General features: G+C 70.5%; 12 protein-coding genes and 1 pseudogene. 7 read left to right on the top strand and 6 right to left on the bottom strand.

Annotated elements, in window-relative coordinates; translation table 11 throughout:
- The 5 genes from G3I19_RS25205 to G3I19_RS25185 form a co-directional block, all read right to left on the bottom strand.
- On the bottom strand, nucleotides 1-793 hold a 793-nt coding region (locus G3I19_RS25205; protein WP_164265998.1), incomplete at its 3' end, for an ADP-ribosylglycohydrolase family protein.
- A gap of 51 nt (nucleotides 794-844) precedes the next feature.
- Nucleotides 845-2,230 (bottom strand): sugar ABC transporter substrate-binding protein, encoded by a 1,386-nt coding sequence (locus tag G3I19_RS25200; RefSeq protein ID WP_164265997.1) that lies wholly within the window; start codon nucleotides 2,228-2,230, stop codon nucleotides 845-847.
- A complete protein-coding gene (locus G3I19_RS25195; RefSeq protein WP_164265996.1) occupies nucleotides 2,230-3,084 on the bottom strand; it encodes a carbohydrate ABC transporter permease in 855 nt (284 codons plus the stop codon). Before G3I19_RS25195 ends, G3I19_RS25200 begins: the two co-directional genes overlap by 1 nt.
- A complete protein-coding gene (locus G3I19_RS25190; RefSeq protein WP_164265995.1) occupies nucleotides 3,081-4,040 on the bottom strand; it encodes a sugar ABC transporter permease in 960 nt (319 codons plus the stop codon). Before G3I19_RS25190 ends, G3I19_RS25195 begins: the two co-directional genes overlap by 4 nt.
- Nucleotides 4,037-5,074, bottom strand: a complete 1,038-nt coding sequence (locus G3I19_RS25185; RefSeq protein ID WP_164265994.1) for a LacI family DNA-binding transcriptional regulator — start codon at nucleotides 5,072-5,074, stop codon at nucleotides 4,037-4,039. The genes G3I19_RS25190 and G3I19_RS25185 overlap by 4 nt, the downstream gene beginning before the upstream one ends.
- Nucleotides 5,075-5,382: 308 nt before the next feature.
- On the opposite strand from G3I19_RS25185, the gene G3I19_RS25180 reads away from it, so the two are divergent.
- The 5 genes and pseudogenes from G3I19_RS25180 to G3I19_RS25160 form a co-directional block, all read left to right on the top strand.
- Nucleotides 5,383-6,114 carry a VIT1/CCC1 transporter family protein gene (locus G3I19_RS25180; RefSeq protein WP_164265993.1) on the top strand — a complete coding sequence of 244 codons (732 nt, stop codon included), beginning with the start codon at nucleotides 5,383-5,385 and terminating at the stop codon, nucleotides 6,112-6,114.
- Between the two features lie 334 nt (nucleotides 6,115-6,448).
- The gene (gene gltB / locus G3I19_RS25175) at nucleotides 6,449-11,026 is read left to right on the top strand and encodes a glutamate synthase large subunit (protein ID WP_164265992.1); all 4,578 of its coding nucleotides are present in this window, start codon (nucleotides 6,449-6,451) and stop codon (nucleotides 11,024-11,026) included.
- Nucleotides 11,019-12,497 carry a glutamate synthase subunit beta gene (locus G3I19_RS25170; RefSeq protein WP_164265991.1) on the top strand — a complete coding sequence of 493 codons (1,479 nt, stop codon included), beginning with the start codon at nucleotides 11,019-11,021 and terminating at the stop codon, nucleotides 12,495-12,497. Before gltB ends, G3I19_RS25170 begins: the two co-directional genes overlap by 8 nt.
- Nucleotides 12,498-12,627: 130 nt before the next feature.
- A complete protein-coding gene (locus G3I19_RS25165; RefSeq protein WP_164265990.1) occupies nucleotides 12,628-13,239 on the top strand; it encodes a HutD family protein in 612 nt (203 codons plus the stop codon).
- A gap of 40 nt (nucleotides 13,240-13,279) precedes the next feature.
- Nucleotides 13,280-13,648 (top strand): annotated as a pseudogene (locus tag G3I19_RS25160) (VOC family protein); the annotation flags it as partial.
- 105 nt (nucleotides 13,649-13,753) lie between these two features.
- Here G3I19_RS25160 and G3I19_RS25155 read toward each other — a convergent pair.
- Nucleotides 13,754-14,125 carry a VOC family protein gene (locus G3I19_RS25155; protein ID WP_164265988.1) on the bottom strand — a complete coding sequence of 124 codons (372 nt, stop codon included), beginning with the start codon at nucleotides 14,123-14,125 and terminating at the stop codon, nucleotides 13,754-13,756.
- A gap of 477 nt (nucleotides 14,126-14,602) precedes the next feature.
- Between G3I19_RS25155 and G3I19_RS25150 the strand changes: the two genes are divergently transcribed.
- Both G3I19_RS25150 and G3I19_RS25145 read left to right on the top strand, forming a co-directional pair.
- The gene (locus tag G3I19_RS25150; protein WP_015607926.1) at nucleotides 14,603-14,806 is read left to right on the top strand and encodes a cold-shock protein; all 204 of its coding nucleotides are present in this window, start codon (nucleotides 14,603-14,605) and stop codon (nucleotides 14,804-14,806) included.
- 95 nt (nucleotides 14,807-14,901) lie between these two features.
- Nucleotides 14,902-16,368: DEAD/DEAH box helicase (locus G3I19_RS25145; RefSeq protein ID WP_164265987.1), on the top strand; the 1,467-nt coding region annotated here is incomplete at its 3' end.

Here is a 16,368-nt window from a genome sequence, read left to right as displayed (position 1 = left end):
GGTAACCGCCGATCACGACGGCCGAGCGCACCGCGCGCTCGACCGGCAGCGGCGAGCCGTCAGGAGCGGGCACCGCCCGCCGGGCCGCACTGACCGCCCGGTGCAGTGAGCGAGCGGTCCAGGAGTCCTCGGGGATCACCGAGAGCGCGGCCTGCACCACCGCGTCGGGGCTGTCGCTCACCATCGCGGCGGCCACCCCCGCGGCCACGGCCTGCCCGCCGTAGATCCCCTCACCGTCATGGCTGACCGTGCCGTCCACCGCGACCAGCCGGGCCGCCTCGGCCGGCCGGCCCGTCGCGTACACCCCGAACGGCGCGGCCCGCATGGCGAGCCCGTCGCTCCACGCGTGCCGGTGCTGGGCGGAGATCGGGGCGGCGAGACCGCGCCGCAGGTTCTCCAGGGTGCCGCGCTCGCTGAAACCGGCGCCGCGGAACGGGCCTTCGTCGCGGTCGGCGATCCACAGGTGCCACGCCGCCTCGACATGGGCGACGGTCAGCGCCGAACCGTGCTCGGCGAGCAGCATTCCCGAGAAGATCGCGTACTCGGTGTCGTCCGTACCTGCGGGCTCGTCCAGTACGAAGCCCTCGATACGGCCCCAGCGCTCCCTGATCCTGGACGGCTTCATGTTCTCGGCGGGGGCGCCCAGGGCGTCGCCCACGGCGAGGCCGAGGAGGGCGCCGCGGGCGCGGTCGCGCAGCGTACGGGGGAGCGCCGGCCGCTCGCGCCGGAGCCGGGCCTGGGGTGGTCCGTGTGCCGTGACTGCTTCGGGGGCCGGGCCTGGGCTGCCGCTCATGGGCTGATCGTGCTCATTTCTGGGGTTGTGCGGGCGCGGACGCGGGAGGCGTCAGCGCTGGTACCGGTCGAGGACCCGCTGGCCGTCGCCGGTCAGCTTGGAGCGCAGCGAGCCGAGACCGATCGAGCCGTTGTAGTACTCCTGGAAGGCGGGGGTGGCGATCTTGTCCTTCCACTCGGCGTAGCCGCGCACCCCGAGTACGGGGGAGGGGACCAGATCGCCGGCCATCCGGCTGCCCGTGAGCCAGCCGTTCGCCGGAGTGCGCAGCGCCGGGTCCTTCAGCGCCGAGCGGCTGTTGGGCAGCAGCCAGTCGCCGAGGGCGAGCCGGGCGGCGTTCTTGCCCTGGGTGAGGAAGGAGATGAAGTCGACCGCCGCCTGCTTGTGGTGCGAGTCCTGCGAGACCGAGAGGGTCTGCGGGACGACGCCCTGCGAGCTGCCGTGCGGACCGGGCCCCGCGGGCATCGGCAGGACCGTCCAGCCGAAGCCCTTCGGCGCCTGCTGCTGGACCTGCTGCCGGAAGGAGAAGTTCAGCGGGACCATGGCGTACTTGCCCGCGAAGAAGCCGGGCAGGGTGTCCGAACCGCCCATTCCCAGACTGCTCTTGGGCGCGGTGCGGTCGTCGTTGATCTGCCGGTTGATGACCTGGGACACCGCCGAGTCGGCTGCGTCGAAGCTCACCTTGTTCTTCCCGCCGGACGTGCTGAAGATCTGTCCGCCGGTCGACGCCGCGCTGTTGACGGACTGGCTCACCGGCTCCTTCATCGACCAGGCGACCCCGTACCGCCGGGTCTTGCCGCCCGGACCGCGGGCCGTGAGCTTCTTGGCGGCCTGCTCGAACTCGGCCCAGCTCCAGGGGTGGGCGGCGGTGGGGATCCGTACGCCGGAAGCCTTGAGCAGCTTGGTGTTGGCGACCATGACGCGTGGCTCCTGGAGGAACGGCACGCCGTAGATCCCCTTGCCGAAGGTGGTCATGTCCCAGGACTGCTGCGGGATGTCCTTCTTCAGCGACGTCGGCAGCATCCCGCGGACGTCGGCGAGGTAGCCGCCGTACGCGAAGTCCGTGAGGTCCGACGCGTCGTCATGGATGATGTCCGGCGCCTGGCCGCCCTCGAAGGAGGTGAGCAGCTGGTCGTGGATACCGTCCCAGCTCCCCTGCACATACTTCACCCGGACGTCGGGGTGCTCCCTGTTCCACTGCGCGACCAGTGCCTTGTTGGCGGCCACCGAGTCCTTCTGCCAGGCCAGGCTGAGGAATTGGAGCGTGATACGGCCCGGTGAGCCGTCGCTCTTCGCCCCGCCGCAGCCGGCGACGAGGACGAGCCCGGCAGCGGCGGCCAGCGCCGTCACCGCGGTACGGATCCGGGCGGGGCGGCGGGGACGGATCCCGGTACGAACGCGGGAGCGGGTATGGGCGCGGGCCCGGACAGAGGTGCGCATCAGCCCTTCACCGCCCCTGCGAGCATGCCGCCGACCAGCCTGCGCTGGAGCAGGGCGAAGAAGAGCAGGCTGGGGATGGTCGCGATGACCGAGGCCGCGGCGAGCGGCCCCAGGTCGGCGACGCCCTCCGCGCCGAGGAAACGGGTCAGGATCACGGACATCGTCTGGTTCTCCGGGGACTTGAGGAGCACGAGGGCGAAGAAGAACTCGTTCCAGGCGGTGACGAAGGTGAACATCGCCGTCGCGACGAGCCCCGGGGTGAGCAGCGGGAAGACCACACTGACCAGGGTCCGCAGCCGCCCGGCGCCGTCGACGGCCGCGGCCTCCTCCAGCGTGACCGGGACGGCCTTGACGTACCCCTGGAGCATCCAGAGCGAGAACGGCAGGTTCCAGACCACGTACACCGCGATCAGACCGGCCAGCGAGTTGATCAGGTGCAGGTTCTTCAGCACCAGGAACAGCGGGATGATGATCAGGACGAACGGGAACATCTGGCTGACCAGCACCCAGCCGTTGGCCACCGTGGACATCCGGCTGCGGAAGCGGACCAGGGCGTAGGCGGCGGGCACCGCGAGCGCCACCGAGATCACCGTCGCGCTGCCCGCCACGATCAGGCTGTTGAGCGCGGAGTGCAGCAGCGGCTGCGCGTCGAACGCGGCCCTGAAGTTGTCCAGGGTGGGGTGCTGGGGGAGCCAGGTCGGGCTGATGGACCCCAGCTCCCTGGGCGACTTGAACGCGGTGGACACCAGCCACACCAGCGGGAACGCCAGGAAGACCAGATAGCACAGGAGCGCCAGATACTGCCCGGTGCGGCCGGCCGTCCGCCGGGCCCGGAGCCGTGCGGGGACACTCATGCCGCCTCCTCGTTGAGCTTCTTGCGCAGGAACACGGTGAGGAGGACCGCGATGAGGGCGACCATCACCAGGCCCATCGCGGCCGCGTAGCCGAACTGGCCGTACTTGAAAGCCTCTTCGTACGAGAAGAGCATCGGCAGCCGGGTCTTGCCGCCGGGTCCGCCCTGCGTCAGCACATAGACCAGGCCGAACGAGTTGAAGTTCCAGATGAAGTTCAGTGAGGTCACCGCGATCACCACGGGCCTGACCGCCGGCCAGGTGACGGTGGTGAAGCGCCGCCACAGCCCGGCGCCGTCGAGCTGCGCGGCCTCCTTCAGCTCCACCGGCACGTTCTGCAGGCCGGCCAGCAGCACGACGGTGGTCTGCGGCATCCCGGCCCAGACACCGACCACGATCACCGCCGGGAGCGCCACCGAGAGGCTGGTCAGCCAGTCCACGTTGTCGCTGATCAGGTGCAGCTGCATGAGGGTCTTGTTGAGGATGCCCGCGTCCGGGTGGTAGACGAGGCGCCACATGATGCCGACGACCACCTCGGGCATCGCCCACGGGACCAGCGCGAGCGTGCGGGCGAGCCAGCGGAAGCGCAGGTTCTCGTTGAGCAGCAGCGCCAGGCCCAGCGCCATCACGAACTGCAGCACGGTGACGCTGACGGCCCAGACGACGCCGATCCGGAACGACTCCCAGAACAGCGAGTCGTGCAGCAGGTCGGTGAAGTTGGCCAGTCCGGTGAACTGCGTCGACGTGGTGCGGCCCGCCTGCGAGTCGGTGAAGGCGAGCGAGATGCCGTACAGCAGCGGCCCCACGCTGAGCACCAGGACCGGGAGCAGGGCGGGCGCCAGCAGGAACCAGGCGCCCCGGTCCAGGCCGAGCGCCCGTTTGCGCTGGTCGGGGGTGCGGGGCGGTGGGGTGCCGCGGTGGCCCGCGGCGTCTTTGCCACGGGCTGCGGTGAGACTCATACGGACCTCGGGTTCTCCAGGTCGGTCGCCGGCGCGGTGGAGGCGCGTACGACGAGGCGGGGTACGGCGGTGCTGTGCTGTGGGGCTTCGGGGGCCGCTCCCTGGCCGAGCCGGGCGAGCAGCAGCTCGGCCGCCCGCCTGCCGCGCTCGACGGAGCCCAGGTCGACGCTGGTCAGCGGCGGCCAGGCGGCCTGGGCCAGGGTGCTGTCGTCCATCCCGGCCACGGCGATGTCGTCGGGGATGCGCAGCCCGCGGGAGTGCAGGGTGCGGACCGCGCCGACGGCCAGCTGGTCGTTGGCGCAGAACAGCGCGTCGGGGGAGGCGGCCAGCAGCCGCTCGGCCGCCGCCGCGCCGGACTCGGTGGCGAAGCCGGTGCTCACCACGAGCGACTCGTCGTAGGGCAGGCCCAGGCTCTCCAGCGCCTTGCGGTAGCCGCTCGCACGGTTGCGGCCCGGCACGGTGTCGAGCGGGCCGTTGACGAAGGCGATCCTGCGCCGGCCCGTCTCGTACAGATGGCGCACGGCGAGGCCGACGCCGCGCACCGAGTCGGCGCGGACGCTGTCGACGGGTACGTTCTCCGGCAGTGAGCCGATGATCACGACCGGGGCGGCCGCCGAAGCGAGCACTTTCGCATAGGCACCGGTGATGCGGATGGGGCAGAGGATCAGCCCGTCGCTGGTGCGGTCGCCGAGACTGCGGATCGCGGCCAGCTCGTCCTCCACGACCGCGTCGGTGGAGTGCAGCAGCAGCCGGTATCCGGCGGCCCGGGTGACGGCCTGGATGCCGCGGACCATCGCCACGTACACCGGGTTGCCGATGTCCTCCATCGCGAAGGTCAGCTGCCGGGTCCTGCCGCCCTTGAGCGAGCGGGCCACGGCGTTCGGTACGTAACCGAGCTCGGCGACCGCGCGCTCCACCCGGGAGACGGTGTCGGGGCGGGCGCCCACACCGTTGAGCACCCGGGAGACGGACGCGATGGACACCCCCGCGCGCTCGGCGATCGACACGATGGTCGGCGTCCCGTTCTGCGGCATGCCTGCCCCCTGAGCATCCGTGACGTGGAGTGGGTCGATGGGTGAGTGAGCTGTAAACGTTTCCAGCGACTGGAAACGTTTACAGATACTGGAGACCCGCCTCCGGGACGTCAATGCGGCTGTCGTGTGATCCATGTCTCCATGGCGTTCCCGGGGGATCACATCCGGGCTGGTCCCGGCCCTCCGCGCCCCTGGTAAGTACGGCCTTCCTTGCTGGCGGGGGCCATTTTTCGTGCGTACTTTCGACTCTGTTCCCGGGTTCGCTGCGCGGAGCGGGGGCGCTGACGAAGAGAGAAGGGCGGGGACCGATGTCCATCATGGAGAACGAGGCGGCGCTGCACGAGGCGCACCGCGACAACCACACCCACCGGGACGTGAACGGCGGCTGGCTGCGCCCCGCCGTCTTCGGTGCGATGGACGGGCTGGTCTCCAACCTCGCGCTGATGACCGGAGTCGCCGGCGGTGACGTCTCGCACCGCACCATCGTGATCACCGGGCTCGTGGGCCTGGCGGCCGGAGCCTTCTCGATGGCCGCGGGCGAGTACACGTCGGTCGCCTCGCAGCGTGAGCTCGTCCAGGCCGAACTCGAAGTCGAGCGCCGGGAGTTGCGCAAGCACCCGCTGGACGAGATGCAGGAGCTGGCCGCGCTCTACGTCTCACGCGGGGTGGAGCCCCGGCTGGCGGCCGAGGTCGCCGAGCAGCTCTCCCGTGACCCCGAGCAGGCGCTGGAGATCCACGCCAGGGAAGAGCTGGGCATCGACCCGGACGACCTGCCGTCCCCGCTGATCGCGGCACTGTCGTCCTTCGGCGCCTTCGCGCTGGGCGCGCTGCTCCCGCTGCTGCCGTATCTGCTCGGCGCCACCGCGCTCTGGCCGGCGCTGCTGCTGGCGCTGATCGGGCTCTTCGGCTGCGGCGCCGTGGTGGCGCGGGTCACGGCGCGCTCCTGGTGGTACAGCGGGCTGCGGCAGCTGGCGCTGGGCGGGGCCGCGGCCGGGATCACGTACGCGCTGGGGGCGCTGTTCGGCACCGCGGTGGGCTGACCGGCCGGGGGTGGCTTCGGGCGCACAGCGGGGTGAGGCTTTATGCGGGGTGCATCATAGGTATCGAGGTATCGGTTACCCGGCGGTTTTGAGTGCTGAATCACCGGGCATAAGGCGAAAGCGCCGCAGGCAACGTCGCCTGCTCCGTTCCGGGCCCCACGGACGCCGATCCGGCCGTGTCGCCCCCACCTCCACCGCTCTGCGGTGTCCGCATGCTGGAATGAAACATCCGGTTTTCGAGAAGCATTCCATCATGTAACCTGCTCGAAATTTCGCAGAGGGCCAACGTCGTCCCTATGCACTTGCATATGCCACGACGACGACGGGAGAGCCGATGCGCATCCACGCCTGGTCGCCCATGGAGGGTCGCCCCGCCCCGCAGGGGATGTACGACCCCAGCAACGAACACGACGCCTGCGGTGTCGGGTTCGTGGCCACTCTTACCGGCGTGGCCAGCCACGAGCTGGTCGAGCAGGCGCTGACCGTACTGCGCAATCTCGAACACCGCGGCGCCACCGGATCCGAGCCGGACTCCGGCGACGGCGCGGGAATCCTGCTCCAGGTGCCGGACGCCTTCCTGCGTGAGGCCACCGGATTCGAGCTCCCCGAAGCGGGTGCGTACGCCGTCGGTATCGGCTTCCTGCCGCTCGACGACAGCCCGGCGGCCGTCTCACGGATCGAGACGCTGGCCGCGGAGGAAGGGCTCACCGTCCTCGGCTGGCGCGAGGTCCCGGTGACCCCGGACCTGCTGGGCAGCGGCGCCCGCGCCACGATGCCCGAATTCCGCCAGCTCTTCGTCGCCGACGCACCCCAGGGCCAGGAGGCCCCCGCGACGGGCATCGCGCTCGACCGCAAGGCATTCGTCCTGCGCAAGCGCGCCGAGCGCGAGGCCGGTGTCTACTTCCCGTCGCTCTCCGCCCGCACGATCGTCTACAAGGGCATGCTCACCACGGGGCAGCTGGAGCCGTTCTTCCCCGACCTCTCCGACCGCCGCTTCGCCACCGCGGTCGCCCTGGTGCACTCGCGCTTCTCGACCAACACCTTCCCGAGCTGGCCGCTCGCCCACCCGTACCGCTTCGTCGCGCACAACGGCGAGATCAACACGGTCAAGGGCAACCGCAACTGGATGAAGGCCCGTGAGTCCCAGCTCGCGTCCGACCTCTTCGGACCGCAGAAGCTGGACCGGATCTTCCCCCTGTGCACCCCGGACGCCTCGGACTCCGCCTCCTTCGACGAGGTCCTGGAGCTCCTGCACCTCGGCGGCCGCTCGCTCCCGCACTCCGTGCTGATGATGGTCCCCGAGGCGTGGGAGAACCACGAGTCGATGGACCCGGCACGACGGGCCTTCTACCAGTACCACGCGACGATGATGGAGCCCTGGGACGGCCCCGCCTGCGTCACCTTCACCGACGGCACCCAGGTCGGCGCGGTCCTCGACCGCAACGGTCTGCGCCCCGGCCGCTACTGGGTGACCGACGACGGCCTCGTCGTCCTCTCCTCCGAGGTCGGCGTCCTGGACATCGACCCCGCGAAGGTCGTCCGCAAGGGCCGGCTGCAGCCCGGCCGGATGTTCCTCGTGGACACCGCCGAGCACCGCATCATCGAGGACGACGAGATCAAGGCCGGCCTCGCCGCCGAGCAGCCGTACGAGGAGTGGCTGGAGAGCGGCGAGATCGAGCTGGAGGACCTCCCCGAGCGCGAGCACATCGTGCACACCCACGCCTCGGTCACCCGCCGCCAGCAGACCTTCGGCTACACCGAGGAGGAGCTGCGCGTCATCCTCGCGCCCATGGCCCGCACCTCGGGCGAGCCGCTCGGCTCCATGGGCACGGACTCGCCGATCGCCGCGCTCTCCGCGCGCCCCCGGCTGCTCTTCGACTACTTCACCCAGCTCTTCGCGCAGGTCACCAACCCGCCGCTGGACGCCATCCGCGAGGAGCTCGTCACCTCGCTGCGCTCCACGCTGGGCCCCGCGGGCAACATCCTGGAGCCCACCGCGGCCGCCTGCCGCAGCGTCACGCTGCCCTTCCCGGTGATCGACAACGACGAGCTGGCCAAGCTCATACACATCAACGCCGACGGCGACATGCCGGGGATGAAGGCCGCGACGCTCGCCGGTCTCTACCGGGTGAGCGGCGGCGGCGAGGCCCTCGCGGCCCGGCTGAAGGACATCTGCGACGAGACCGACGCCGCCATCGAGGCGGGCGCCCGGCTCATCGTGCTCTCCGACCGGCACTCCGACGCCGAGCACGCCCCGATCCCCTCGCTGCTGCTCACATCGGCCGTCCACCACCACCTCATCCGCACCAAGCAGCGCACCCAGGTGGGGCTGCTCGTCGAGGCCGGTGACGTCCGTGAGGTCCACCATGTCGCGCTGCTCATCGGATACGGCGCCGCCGCCGTCAACCCGTACCTCGCCATGGAGTCCGTCGAGGACCTGGTACGCGCCGGCACCTTCATCGACGGCATGGAGCCCGAGCAGGCCATCCGCAACCTGATCTACGCCCTCGGCAAGGGCGTCCTGAAGGTCATGTCCAAGATGGGCATCTCGACCGTGGCCTCCTACCGCGGCGCCCAGGTCTTCGAGGCCGTCGGACTCGACCAGTCCTTCGTCGACACGTACTTCAACGGCACCGCCACCAAGATCGGCGGCGCCGGACTCGACGTCGTCGCTACCGAGGTCGCCGCCCGGCACGCCAAGGCGTACCCGGCGTCCGGCATCTCCGCATCGCACCGCAAGCTGGAGATCGGCGGCGAGTACCAGTGGCGCCGCGAGGGCGAGCCACACCTCTTCGACCCGGACACCGTCTTCCGCCTCCAGCACGCGGCGCGCTCCGGCCGGTACGACATCTTCAAGAAGTACACGGACCGGGTGAACGAGCAGTCCGAGCGGCTGATGACGCTCCGCGGCCTGTTCGGCTTCGCCTCCGGCCGCGAGTCCATCCCGCTCGACGAGGTGGAGCCCGCGTCCGAGATCGTCAAGCGCTTCTCCACCGGCGCCATGTCGTACGGCTCCATCTCCAAGGAGGCGCACGAGACCCTCGCCATCGCCATGAACCAGCTGGGCGGCAAGTCCAACACCGGTGAGGGCGGCGAGGACGCCGACCGGCTGTACGACCCGGCGCGCCGCTCGTCCATCAAGCAGGTCGCGTCCGGCCGCTTCGGTGTGACCAGCGAGTACCTGGTCAACGCGGACGACATCCAGATCAAGATGGCGCAGGGCGCCAAGCCCGGCGAGGGCGGCCAGCTGCCCGGCCACAAGGTCTACCCGTGGGTCGCCAAAACCCGGCACTCGACGCCGGGCGTCGGCCTCATCTCGCCGCCGCCGCACCACGACATCTACTCCATCGAGGACCTCGCCCAGCTGATCCACGACCTCAAGAACGCCAACCCGGCGGCCCGCATCCATGTGAAGCTGGTCTCCGAGGTCGGTGTCGGCACGGTCGCCGCGGGCGTCTCCAAGGCACACGCGGACGTCGTCCTCATCTCAGGACACGACGGCGGCACCGGCGCCTCCCCGCTCACCTCGCTGAAGCACGCGGGCGGCCCCTGGGAGCTCGGCCTCGCCGAGACCCAGCAGACGCTGCTGCTCAACGGCCTGCGCGACCGCATCGTCGTACAGACTGACGGCCAGCTGAAGACCGGCCGTGACGTCATCATCGCCGCGCTCCTCGGCGCCGAGGAGTTCGGTTTCGCGACCGCGCCGCTCGTCGTCTCCGGCTGCGTCATGATGCGCGTCTGCCACCTCGACACCTGCCCGGTCGGCATCGCCACCCAGAACCCGGTGCTGCGCGAGCGCTTCTCCGGCAAGGCCGAGTACATCGTGAACTTCTTCCGGTTCATCGCCGAAGAGGTCCGTGAACTCCTCGCCGAGCTGGGCTTCCGTACGCTCGAAGAGGCCGTCGGCCACGCCGAGCTGCTCGACACCGAGCGGGCCGTGAACCACTGGAAGGCGCAGGGGCTCGAACTCGCCCCGCTCTTCCACGTCCCCGACCTGCCCGACGGCTCGGTACGCCACCGGACCGCGGCGCAGGACCACGGCCTGGAGAAGGCGCTCGACAACCAGCTGATCAAGCTGGCGGCCGACGCGCTGGCCGCCGACTCGGCCGAGGCCGCCCAGCCGGTCCGCGCCCAGGTCGCCATCCGGAACATCAACCGGACCGTCGGCACGATGCTCGGCCACGAGGTGACGAAGAAGTTCGGCGGTGCGGGCCTGCCCGACGACACCATCGACATCACCTTCACCGGCTCCGCGGGCCAGTCCTTCGGCGCCTTCGCCCCGCGCGGGGTGACGCTCCGGCTTGAGGGTGACGCCAACGACTACGTCGGCAAGGGCCTCTCCGGCGGCCGGGTCGTCGTCCGCCCGGACCGCGGCGCCGAGCACCTCGCCGAGTACTCCACCATCGCGGGCAACACCATCGCGTACGGCGCGACCGGCGGCGAGCTGTTCCTGCGCGGCCGCACCGGCGAGCGGTTCTGCGTCCGCAACTCCGGCGCGACGGTCGTCTCGGAGGGCGTGGGCGACCACGGCTGCGAGTACATGACCGGCGGGCACGCCGTGGTCATCGGTGAGACAGGACGGAACTTCGCCGCCGGTATGTCGGGCGGTGTCGCGTACGTCATCGACCTGGACCGCGACAACGTCAACGCCGGCAACGCCGGTGCGATCGAGCAGATCGACGAGACCGACAAGCAGTGGCTGCACGACGTCGTGCGCCGCCACCAGGAGGAGACCGGCTCCACCGTGGCCGAGAAGCTGCTGGCCGACTGGGACACCGCGGCCGCCCGCTTCAGCAAGATCATCCCCACCACCTACAAGGCAGTGCTCGCCGCCAAGGACGCCGCTGAGCTGGCAGGTCTCACCGAGAACGAGACCACCGAGAAGATGATGGAGGCGGCGACCAATGGCTGACCCCAAGGGCTTTCTGACCACGGACCGCGAGGTCGCGAAGACCCGCCCCGTCGAGGAGCGGGTGAAGGACTGGAACGAGGTCTACGTTCCCGGGTCCCTGCTGCCGATCATCAGCAAGCAGGCCGGCCGCTGCATGGACTGCGGCATCCCCTTCTGCCACAACGGCTGTCCGCTGGGGAACCTCATCCCCGAGTGGAACGACTACGCCTACCGCGAGGACTGGTCGGCGGCGTCCGAGCGGCTGCACGCCACCAACAACTTCCCGGAGTTCACCGGGCGTCTCTGCCCGGCGCCCTGTGAGTCGGCGTGTGTCCTCGGCATCAACCAGCCCGCCGTCACCATCAAGAACGTCGAAGTCTCGATCATCGACAAGGCGTGGGACAGCGGCGACGTCACCCCGCAGCCGCCCGAGCGGCTCTCCGGCAAGACGGTCGCGGTCATCGGCTCAGGCCCGGCCGGTCTCGCCGCCGCCCAGCAGCTGACCCGCGCCGGGCACACGGTCGCCGTCTACGAGCGCGCGGACCGCATCGGAGGACTGCTCAGGTACGGCATCCCCGCGTTCAAGATGGAGAAGTCCCACATCAACCGGCGCATCGAGCAGATGCGCGCGGAGGGCACCAAGTTCCGCACCGAGACGGAGATCGGCCGCGACATCGACGCGGCGAAGCTCCGCCGCAGGTACGACGCGGTGGTCATCGCGGCCGGTGCGACGGTCTCCCGCGACCTGCCCGTACCGGGCCGCGAGCTGAACGGTATCCACTTCGCCATGGAGTACCTGCCGCTCGCCAACAAGGTGCAGGAGGGCGACCTCACGGTGGCCCCGATCACCGCCGAGGGCAAGCACGTCGTGGTCATCGGCGGCGGCGACACCGGCGCTGACTGCGTGGGCACCGCCCACCGCCAGGGCGCCGCGTCCGTCACCCAGCTGGAGATCATGCCCCGCCCCGGCGACGAGCGGAACCCGGGCCAGCCCTGGCCGACCTTCCCGATGCTCTACAAGGTCACCTCCGCGCACGAGGAGGGCGGCGAGCGCATCTACGCCGTCTCGACCACCCACTTCGAGGGCTCGGAGCCCGAGGAGGGGGAGACCGTCGGGAACGTCAAGTACCTGCACCTGGTCGAGGTGGAGTTCAAGGACGGAAAGCTGGAGCAGCAGCCGGGCACCGAGCGCCGGATCCCCGCCGAGCTGGTCACCCTGGCCATGGGCTTCACCGGCACCGACCAGGCCAACGGCCTCGTCCAGCAGTTCGGCCTCGAACTCGACGCCCGCGGCAACATCGCCCGCGACGCCGACTTCGCGACCAACGTGCCCGGCGTGTACGTTGCTGGTGACGCGGGCCGCGGTCAGTCGCTGATCGTCTGGGCGATCGCCGAGGGCCGCTCGGCGGCGCGCGGCGTGGACCGTTTCCTCACGGGCGCCAGCGAGCTGCACGCCCCGATCAAGCCGACGGACCGGGCACTGACGGTCTGACGGCCCCCACAGAACGTCCCGCACAATGGGGTGCGGAACTGAACGCGGCGCCTGCCCTGTCCCCGACCGGACACTGGGTGGGCGCCGTGGCGCGTCCCGGGGCGACGAGAGAGTGGAGCGGTTCGACATCATGACGGTACGGATACTGCGGGCCGCCGGCCGGGCGGCCGCGCCCTGGAAGAACGGCGGCGGCGTCACCCGTGAGATCGCCGCCGGGCCCGAGGGCGCCGGCATGGATGCCTTCGCCTGGCGGGTGAGCCTGGCCGATGTCGGCGCCGACGGGCCGTTCTCCGTCTTCCCCGAGGTCACCAGGGTCCTCACGGTCGTGGAGGGCGCGGGGATGGAGCTGACGGCCGGCGGGGTCCCGCTGCGCGTGGACGAGCGGTTCGTGCCTCACCGGTTCGCCGGTGACGTGGCGACGCACGGGCGGCTGCTCGAAGGCCCCGTCGTCAACTTCAACGTGATGTACCGCGAGGCGCTCACCGATGCGCTCGTCTCGGTCGTACGCGGCAGACTCACCGTCGCCGTCCCGCCGGAGGCCACCGTGCTGCTCGTCGCGCTGGACGGGACCGCGGTCCTGGAGGACATGGGCACGGGCACGGACGTGGGCACGGACATGGGCACGGACGTGGTGCTGGGGCCCCATGACGCGGCGGTGGTGACCGGTGAGTCACCCGGTGTGCTGCGCGCCGACGGCCACACGGCCCTGGTCACCCTGCGGATCAGACAGCAGGGCGCCTGAATTCCCTTGCCCCGCGCGCCTGTTGAGGCATGATGCGATCATGACTTCATTCGTGCGCCATGTGACGGTCGACTGCGCCAACGCCTATGAGCTCGGCAGCTTCTGGGCCAAGGTCCTCGATATCCCGCTCACCGACGAGGACAAGCCCGGTGACCCCGAGGCACTGATCCAGGCCACCGGCTTCGGGCTGCTCTTCATCCAGGTGCCCGAGTCCAAGCAGATCAAGAACCGTCTGCATCTGGACCTCCAGCCGACGGACCGCACCCGGGAGGCGGAGGTCGAGCGGCTGCTCGCGCTGGGCGCCACACTCGTCGAGGACCACCGCAGGCCCGACGGGCGGGGATGGGCGACGCTGGCCGACATCGAGGGCAACGAGTTCTGTGTCGAGCGGAGCACGGCCGAGCGGTCCGGGGACTGACTGACTGACTGGCTGGCTGGCTGGCTGGCTGGCTGGCTGCACGACTGGCCGGTGCCGCGCCCGCCCGCTTCGCCTTTCCGCCCCGAGCCGGACGGTTCAGTGCCGGACGAGGCAGAAGGGGTGCCCCGCGGGATCCGCGTAGATGCGCCAGCCGGGCGCGCTGTCGTCGAGCAGACTGGCGCCCGCGTCCAGCACCTCGACCTCCGCCCGGTCGAGGTCGGGCACGCCGAAGTCCAGATGGAACTGCTGGGGCCGGGTCGGGTCGGGCCAGGCCGGCGCGCGGTGGTTCTCGGCGCGCTGGAAGCCCAGGACAAGGCCGGACGCGGTGTGCAGCGTGGTCCAGTCGGAGCTGAGCTCCCAGCGGGGGTCGGGCCGGTCGATGCTGCCGCCGAGGACTGCCCGGTAGAACGCGGCCAGGTCTGCGGGTTCGGGGCAGTCCAGCACTATGCACTGCAATTCGGCGATCATGCCCGGAATCCTAGGCTGCGGGCCGCGGCACCCCGTACGGGGAGGGGGCGTCCCGTTCCTCATGGGCGCGGGGTGAACGTCAATCGAACAGTGGTGGGACTCCCTCACTCCTTCCGGTTCGCCGCCCGGGGATCTGCCCGTCTTCCGCCGGCTTACCCGGCGGTCCCGCGTTTCGCGGCAACTGTTCTTGCACTGAGGCGAGTTGGCCCGGCCCCGTGTTCCGTACGGGCCCGGAACCACCGGTCGGAGGCGTGCGCGGAGATCATCCGGGTGCCGTTGCGTCCAGACATCCGGGCGACAAGCGTGCTAGGCTGACGTTGTTGCAGTTTTGGTACCCATGAACTTTATGTGCGCCTGACGGGAATGCTCCGACAGGCGCATTATTGTTTTCCGGCTTTCTCCGGATGGGGTTCAATGCGGCGACGCGGAATTCGTAAAGTGCGAATTTCCGGCACTGCACCTGTTGAGGAGAATGTTATGGCCACCGGTACCGTGAAGTGGTTCAACTCGGAAAAGGGCTTCGGCTTCATCGAGCAGGACGGCGGCGGCGCCGACGTCTTCGCCCACTACTCGAACATCGCCACCCAGGGCTTCCGTGAGCTCCAGGAGGGCCAGAAGGTCTCCTTCGACGTCACGCAGGGCCAGAAGGGCCCGCAGGCGGAGAACATCGTCCCGGCCTAATTGTCGGACGCGTACCTCGCTGACCGGGGCCCGCACCTCCAAGGTGCGGGTCCCGGTTTGTGCTGTCCTACATCCGGCAGGAAGGCTTGAACCGCATGACCCGCTCCGCTGAACGCCCGGCACGTCCCGCACGCACCAGTCCGCCGAGGGGCCGAGGCAAGGCCCCCGCAAAGTCTCCGGCCCGCAAGGCAGCTCCCAGGCCGGCCGAATTCACGCTGCCGGACACCATCACCCCCGCGCTGCCCGCCGTCGAGGCGTTCGCCGAGCTGGACATGCCCGCCGCGCTCCTGAAGACCCTCGCGGCCCAGGGCGTGACCGACCCCTTCCCGATCCAGGCCGCGACGCTGCCGAACTCCCTCGCGGGCCGTGACCTGCTGGGCCGCGGCCGCACCGGCTCCGGCAAGACGCTCGCCTTCGGGCTCGCCATGCTGGCCCGGATCGCGGGCCGCCGCGCCGAGCCGAAGGCGCCGCTGGCCCTCGTCCTGGTGCCCACCCGTGAGCTCGCACAGCAGGTCACCGACGCGCTCACGCCGTACGCCACCTCGGTCCAGCTGCGGCTGACCACGGTCGTCGGCGGGATGTCGATCTCCCGGCAGTCCGGCGCGCTGCGCCGCGGCGCCGAGGTCCTGGTCGCCACCCCGGGCCGGCTCAAGGACCTCATCGAGCGCGGCGACTGCCGCCTCGACCAGGTCGGCATCACCGTGCTCGACGAGGCCGACCAGATGGCCGACATGGGGTTCATGCCGCAGGTCACCGCCCTGCTCAAGCAGGTCGAGCCCGGCGGCCAGCGGATGCTGTTCTCGGCGACCCTGGACAAGAACATCGACCGGCTGGTCAAGATGTTCCTGACCGACCCGGTCGTGCACTCGGTCGACCCGTCGGCCGGCGCGGTGACCACGATGGACCACCACGTGCTCTACGTCGCCGACGAGACCGACAAGAAGGCCGTCACGACCCGTATCGCGGCCCGCGACGGCCGGGTGATCCTCTTCCTGGACACCAAGCGCTCCGTGGACCGCCTGGTGAAGCGGCTGCTGGCCAGTGGCGTACGGGCGGGCGGGCTGCACGGCGGCCGCTCCCAGCCGCAGCGCAACCGCACCCTCGACCAGTTCAAGAACGGCCAGGTCACCGCCTTGGTCGCGACCAACGTCGCGGCGCGCGGCATCCACATCGACGACCTCGACCTGGTCGTCAACGTGGACCCGCCCACCGACCACAAGGACTACGTCCACCGCGGCGGGCGCACCGCGCGGGCCGGTGAGTCGGGCAGCGTCGTCACCCTGGTGCTCCCGGAGCAGAAGCGCGAGATGACCCGGCTGATGTCCGACGCGGGCATCACCCCCAGGACCGCCAGGGTCAGGTCGAGCGACGAGGAGCTCACCCGGATCACCGGGGCGCAGGAGCCTTCCGGCGTCGCGATCGTCGTCGACGTACCGCAGCAGGCCACCGCGCCGCAGCGGCGTTCCAGGCCGAGCAGGCCCGCGAACGGGGCAGGCGCCCCGTCAGGGCAGGGCCGCGGGAGCCGGGGCCGCCGTGGCGGTCAGGGCCAGGGCGGCGGTGGC

The sequence above is a fragment of the Streptomyces sp. SID10853 genome (assembly GCF_010548145.1).
Taxonomy (GTDB): Bacteria; Actinomycetota; Actinomycetes; order Streptomycetales; family Streptomycetaceae; genus Streptomyces.
This window is presented reverse-complemented; position numbering and strand designations above follow the sequence as displayed.

What these genes read in the sequence shown, in the direction of transcription:
- G3I19_RS25195 (WP_164265996.1), bottom strand. Translation starts at nt 3,084, where the DNA reads ATGAGTGTCCCCGCACGGCTCCGGGCCCGGCGGACGGCCGGCCGCACC.
- G3I19_RS25180 (WP_164265993.1), top strand. Translation starts at nt 5,383, where the DNA reads ATGTCCATCATGGAGAACGAGGCGGCGCTGCACGAGGCGCACCGCGAC.
- G3I19_RS25185 (WP_164265994.1), bottom strand. Translation starts at nt 5,074, where the DNA reads ATGCCGCAGAACGGGACGCCGACCATCGTGTCGATCGCCGAGCGCGCG.
- G3I19_RS25170 (WP_164265991.1), top strand. Translation starts at nt 11,019, where the DNA reads ATGGCTGACCCCAAGGGCTTTCTGACCACGGACCGCGAGGTCGCGAAG.
- gltB (WP_164265992.1), top strand. Translation starts at nt 6,449, where the DNA reads ATGCGCATCCACGCCTGGTCGCCCATGGAGGGTCGCCCCGCCCCGCAG.
- G3I19_RS25200 (WP_164265997.1), bottom strand. Translation starts at nt 2,230, where the DNA reads ATGCGCACCTCTGTCCGGGCCCGCGCCCATACCCGCTCCCGCGTTCGT.
- G3I19_RS25190 (WP_164265995.1), bottom strand. Translation starts at nt 4,040, where the DNA reads ATGAGTCTCACCGCAGCCCGTGGCAAAGACGCCGCGGGCCACCGCGGC.
- G3I19_RS25165 (WP_164265990.1), top strand. Translation starts at nt 12,628, where the DNA reads ATGACGGTACGGATACTGCGGGCCGCCGGCCGGGCGGCCGCGCCCTGG.
- G3I19_RS25150 (WP_015607926.1), top strand. Translation starts at nt 14,603, where the DNA reads ATGGCCACCGGTACCGTGAAGTGGTTCAACTCGGAAAAGGGCTTCGGC.
- G3I19_RS25155 (WP_164265988.1), bottom strand. Translation starts at nt 14,125, where the DNA reads ATGATCGCCGAATTGCAGTGCATAGTGCTGGACTGCCCCGAACCCGCA.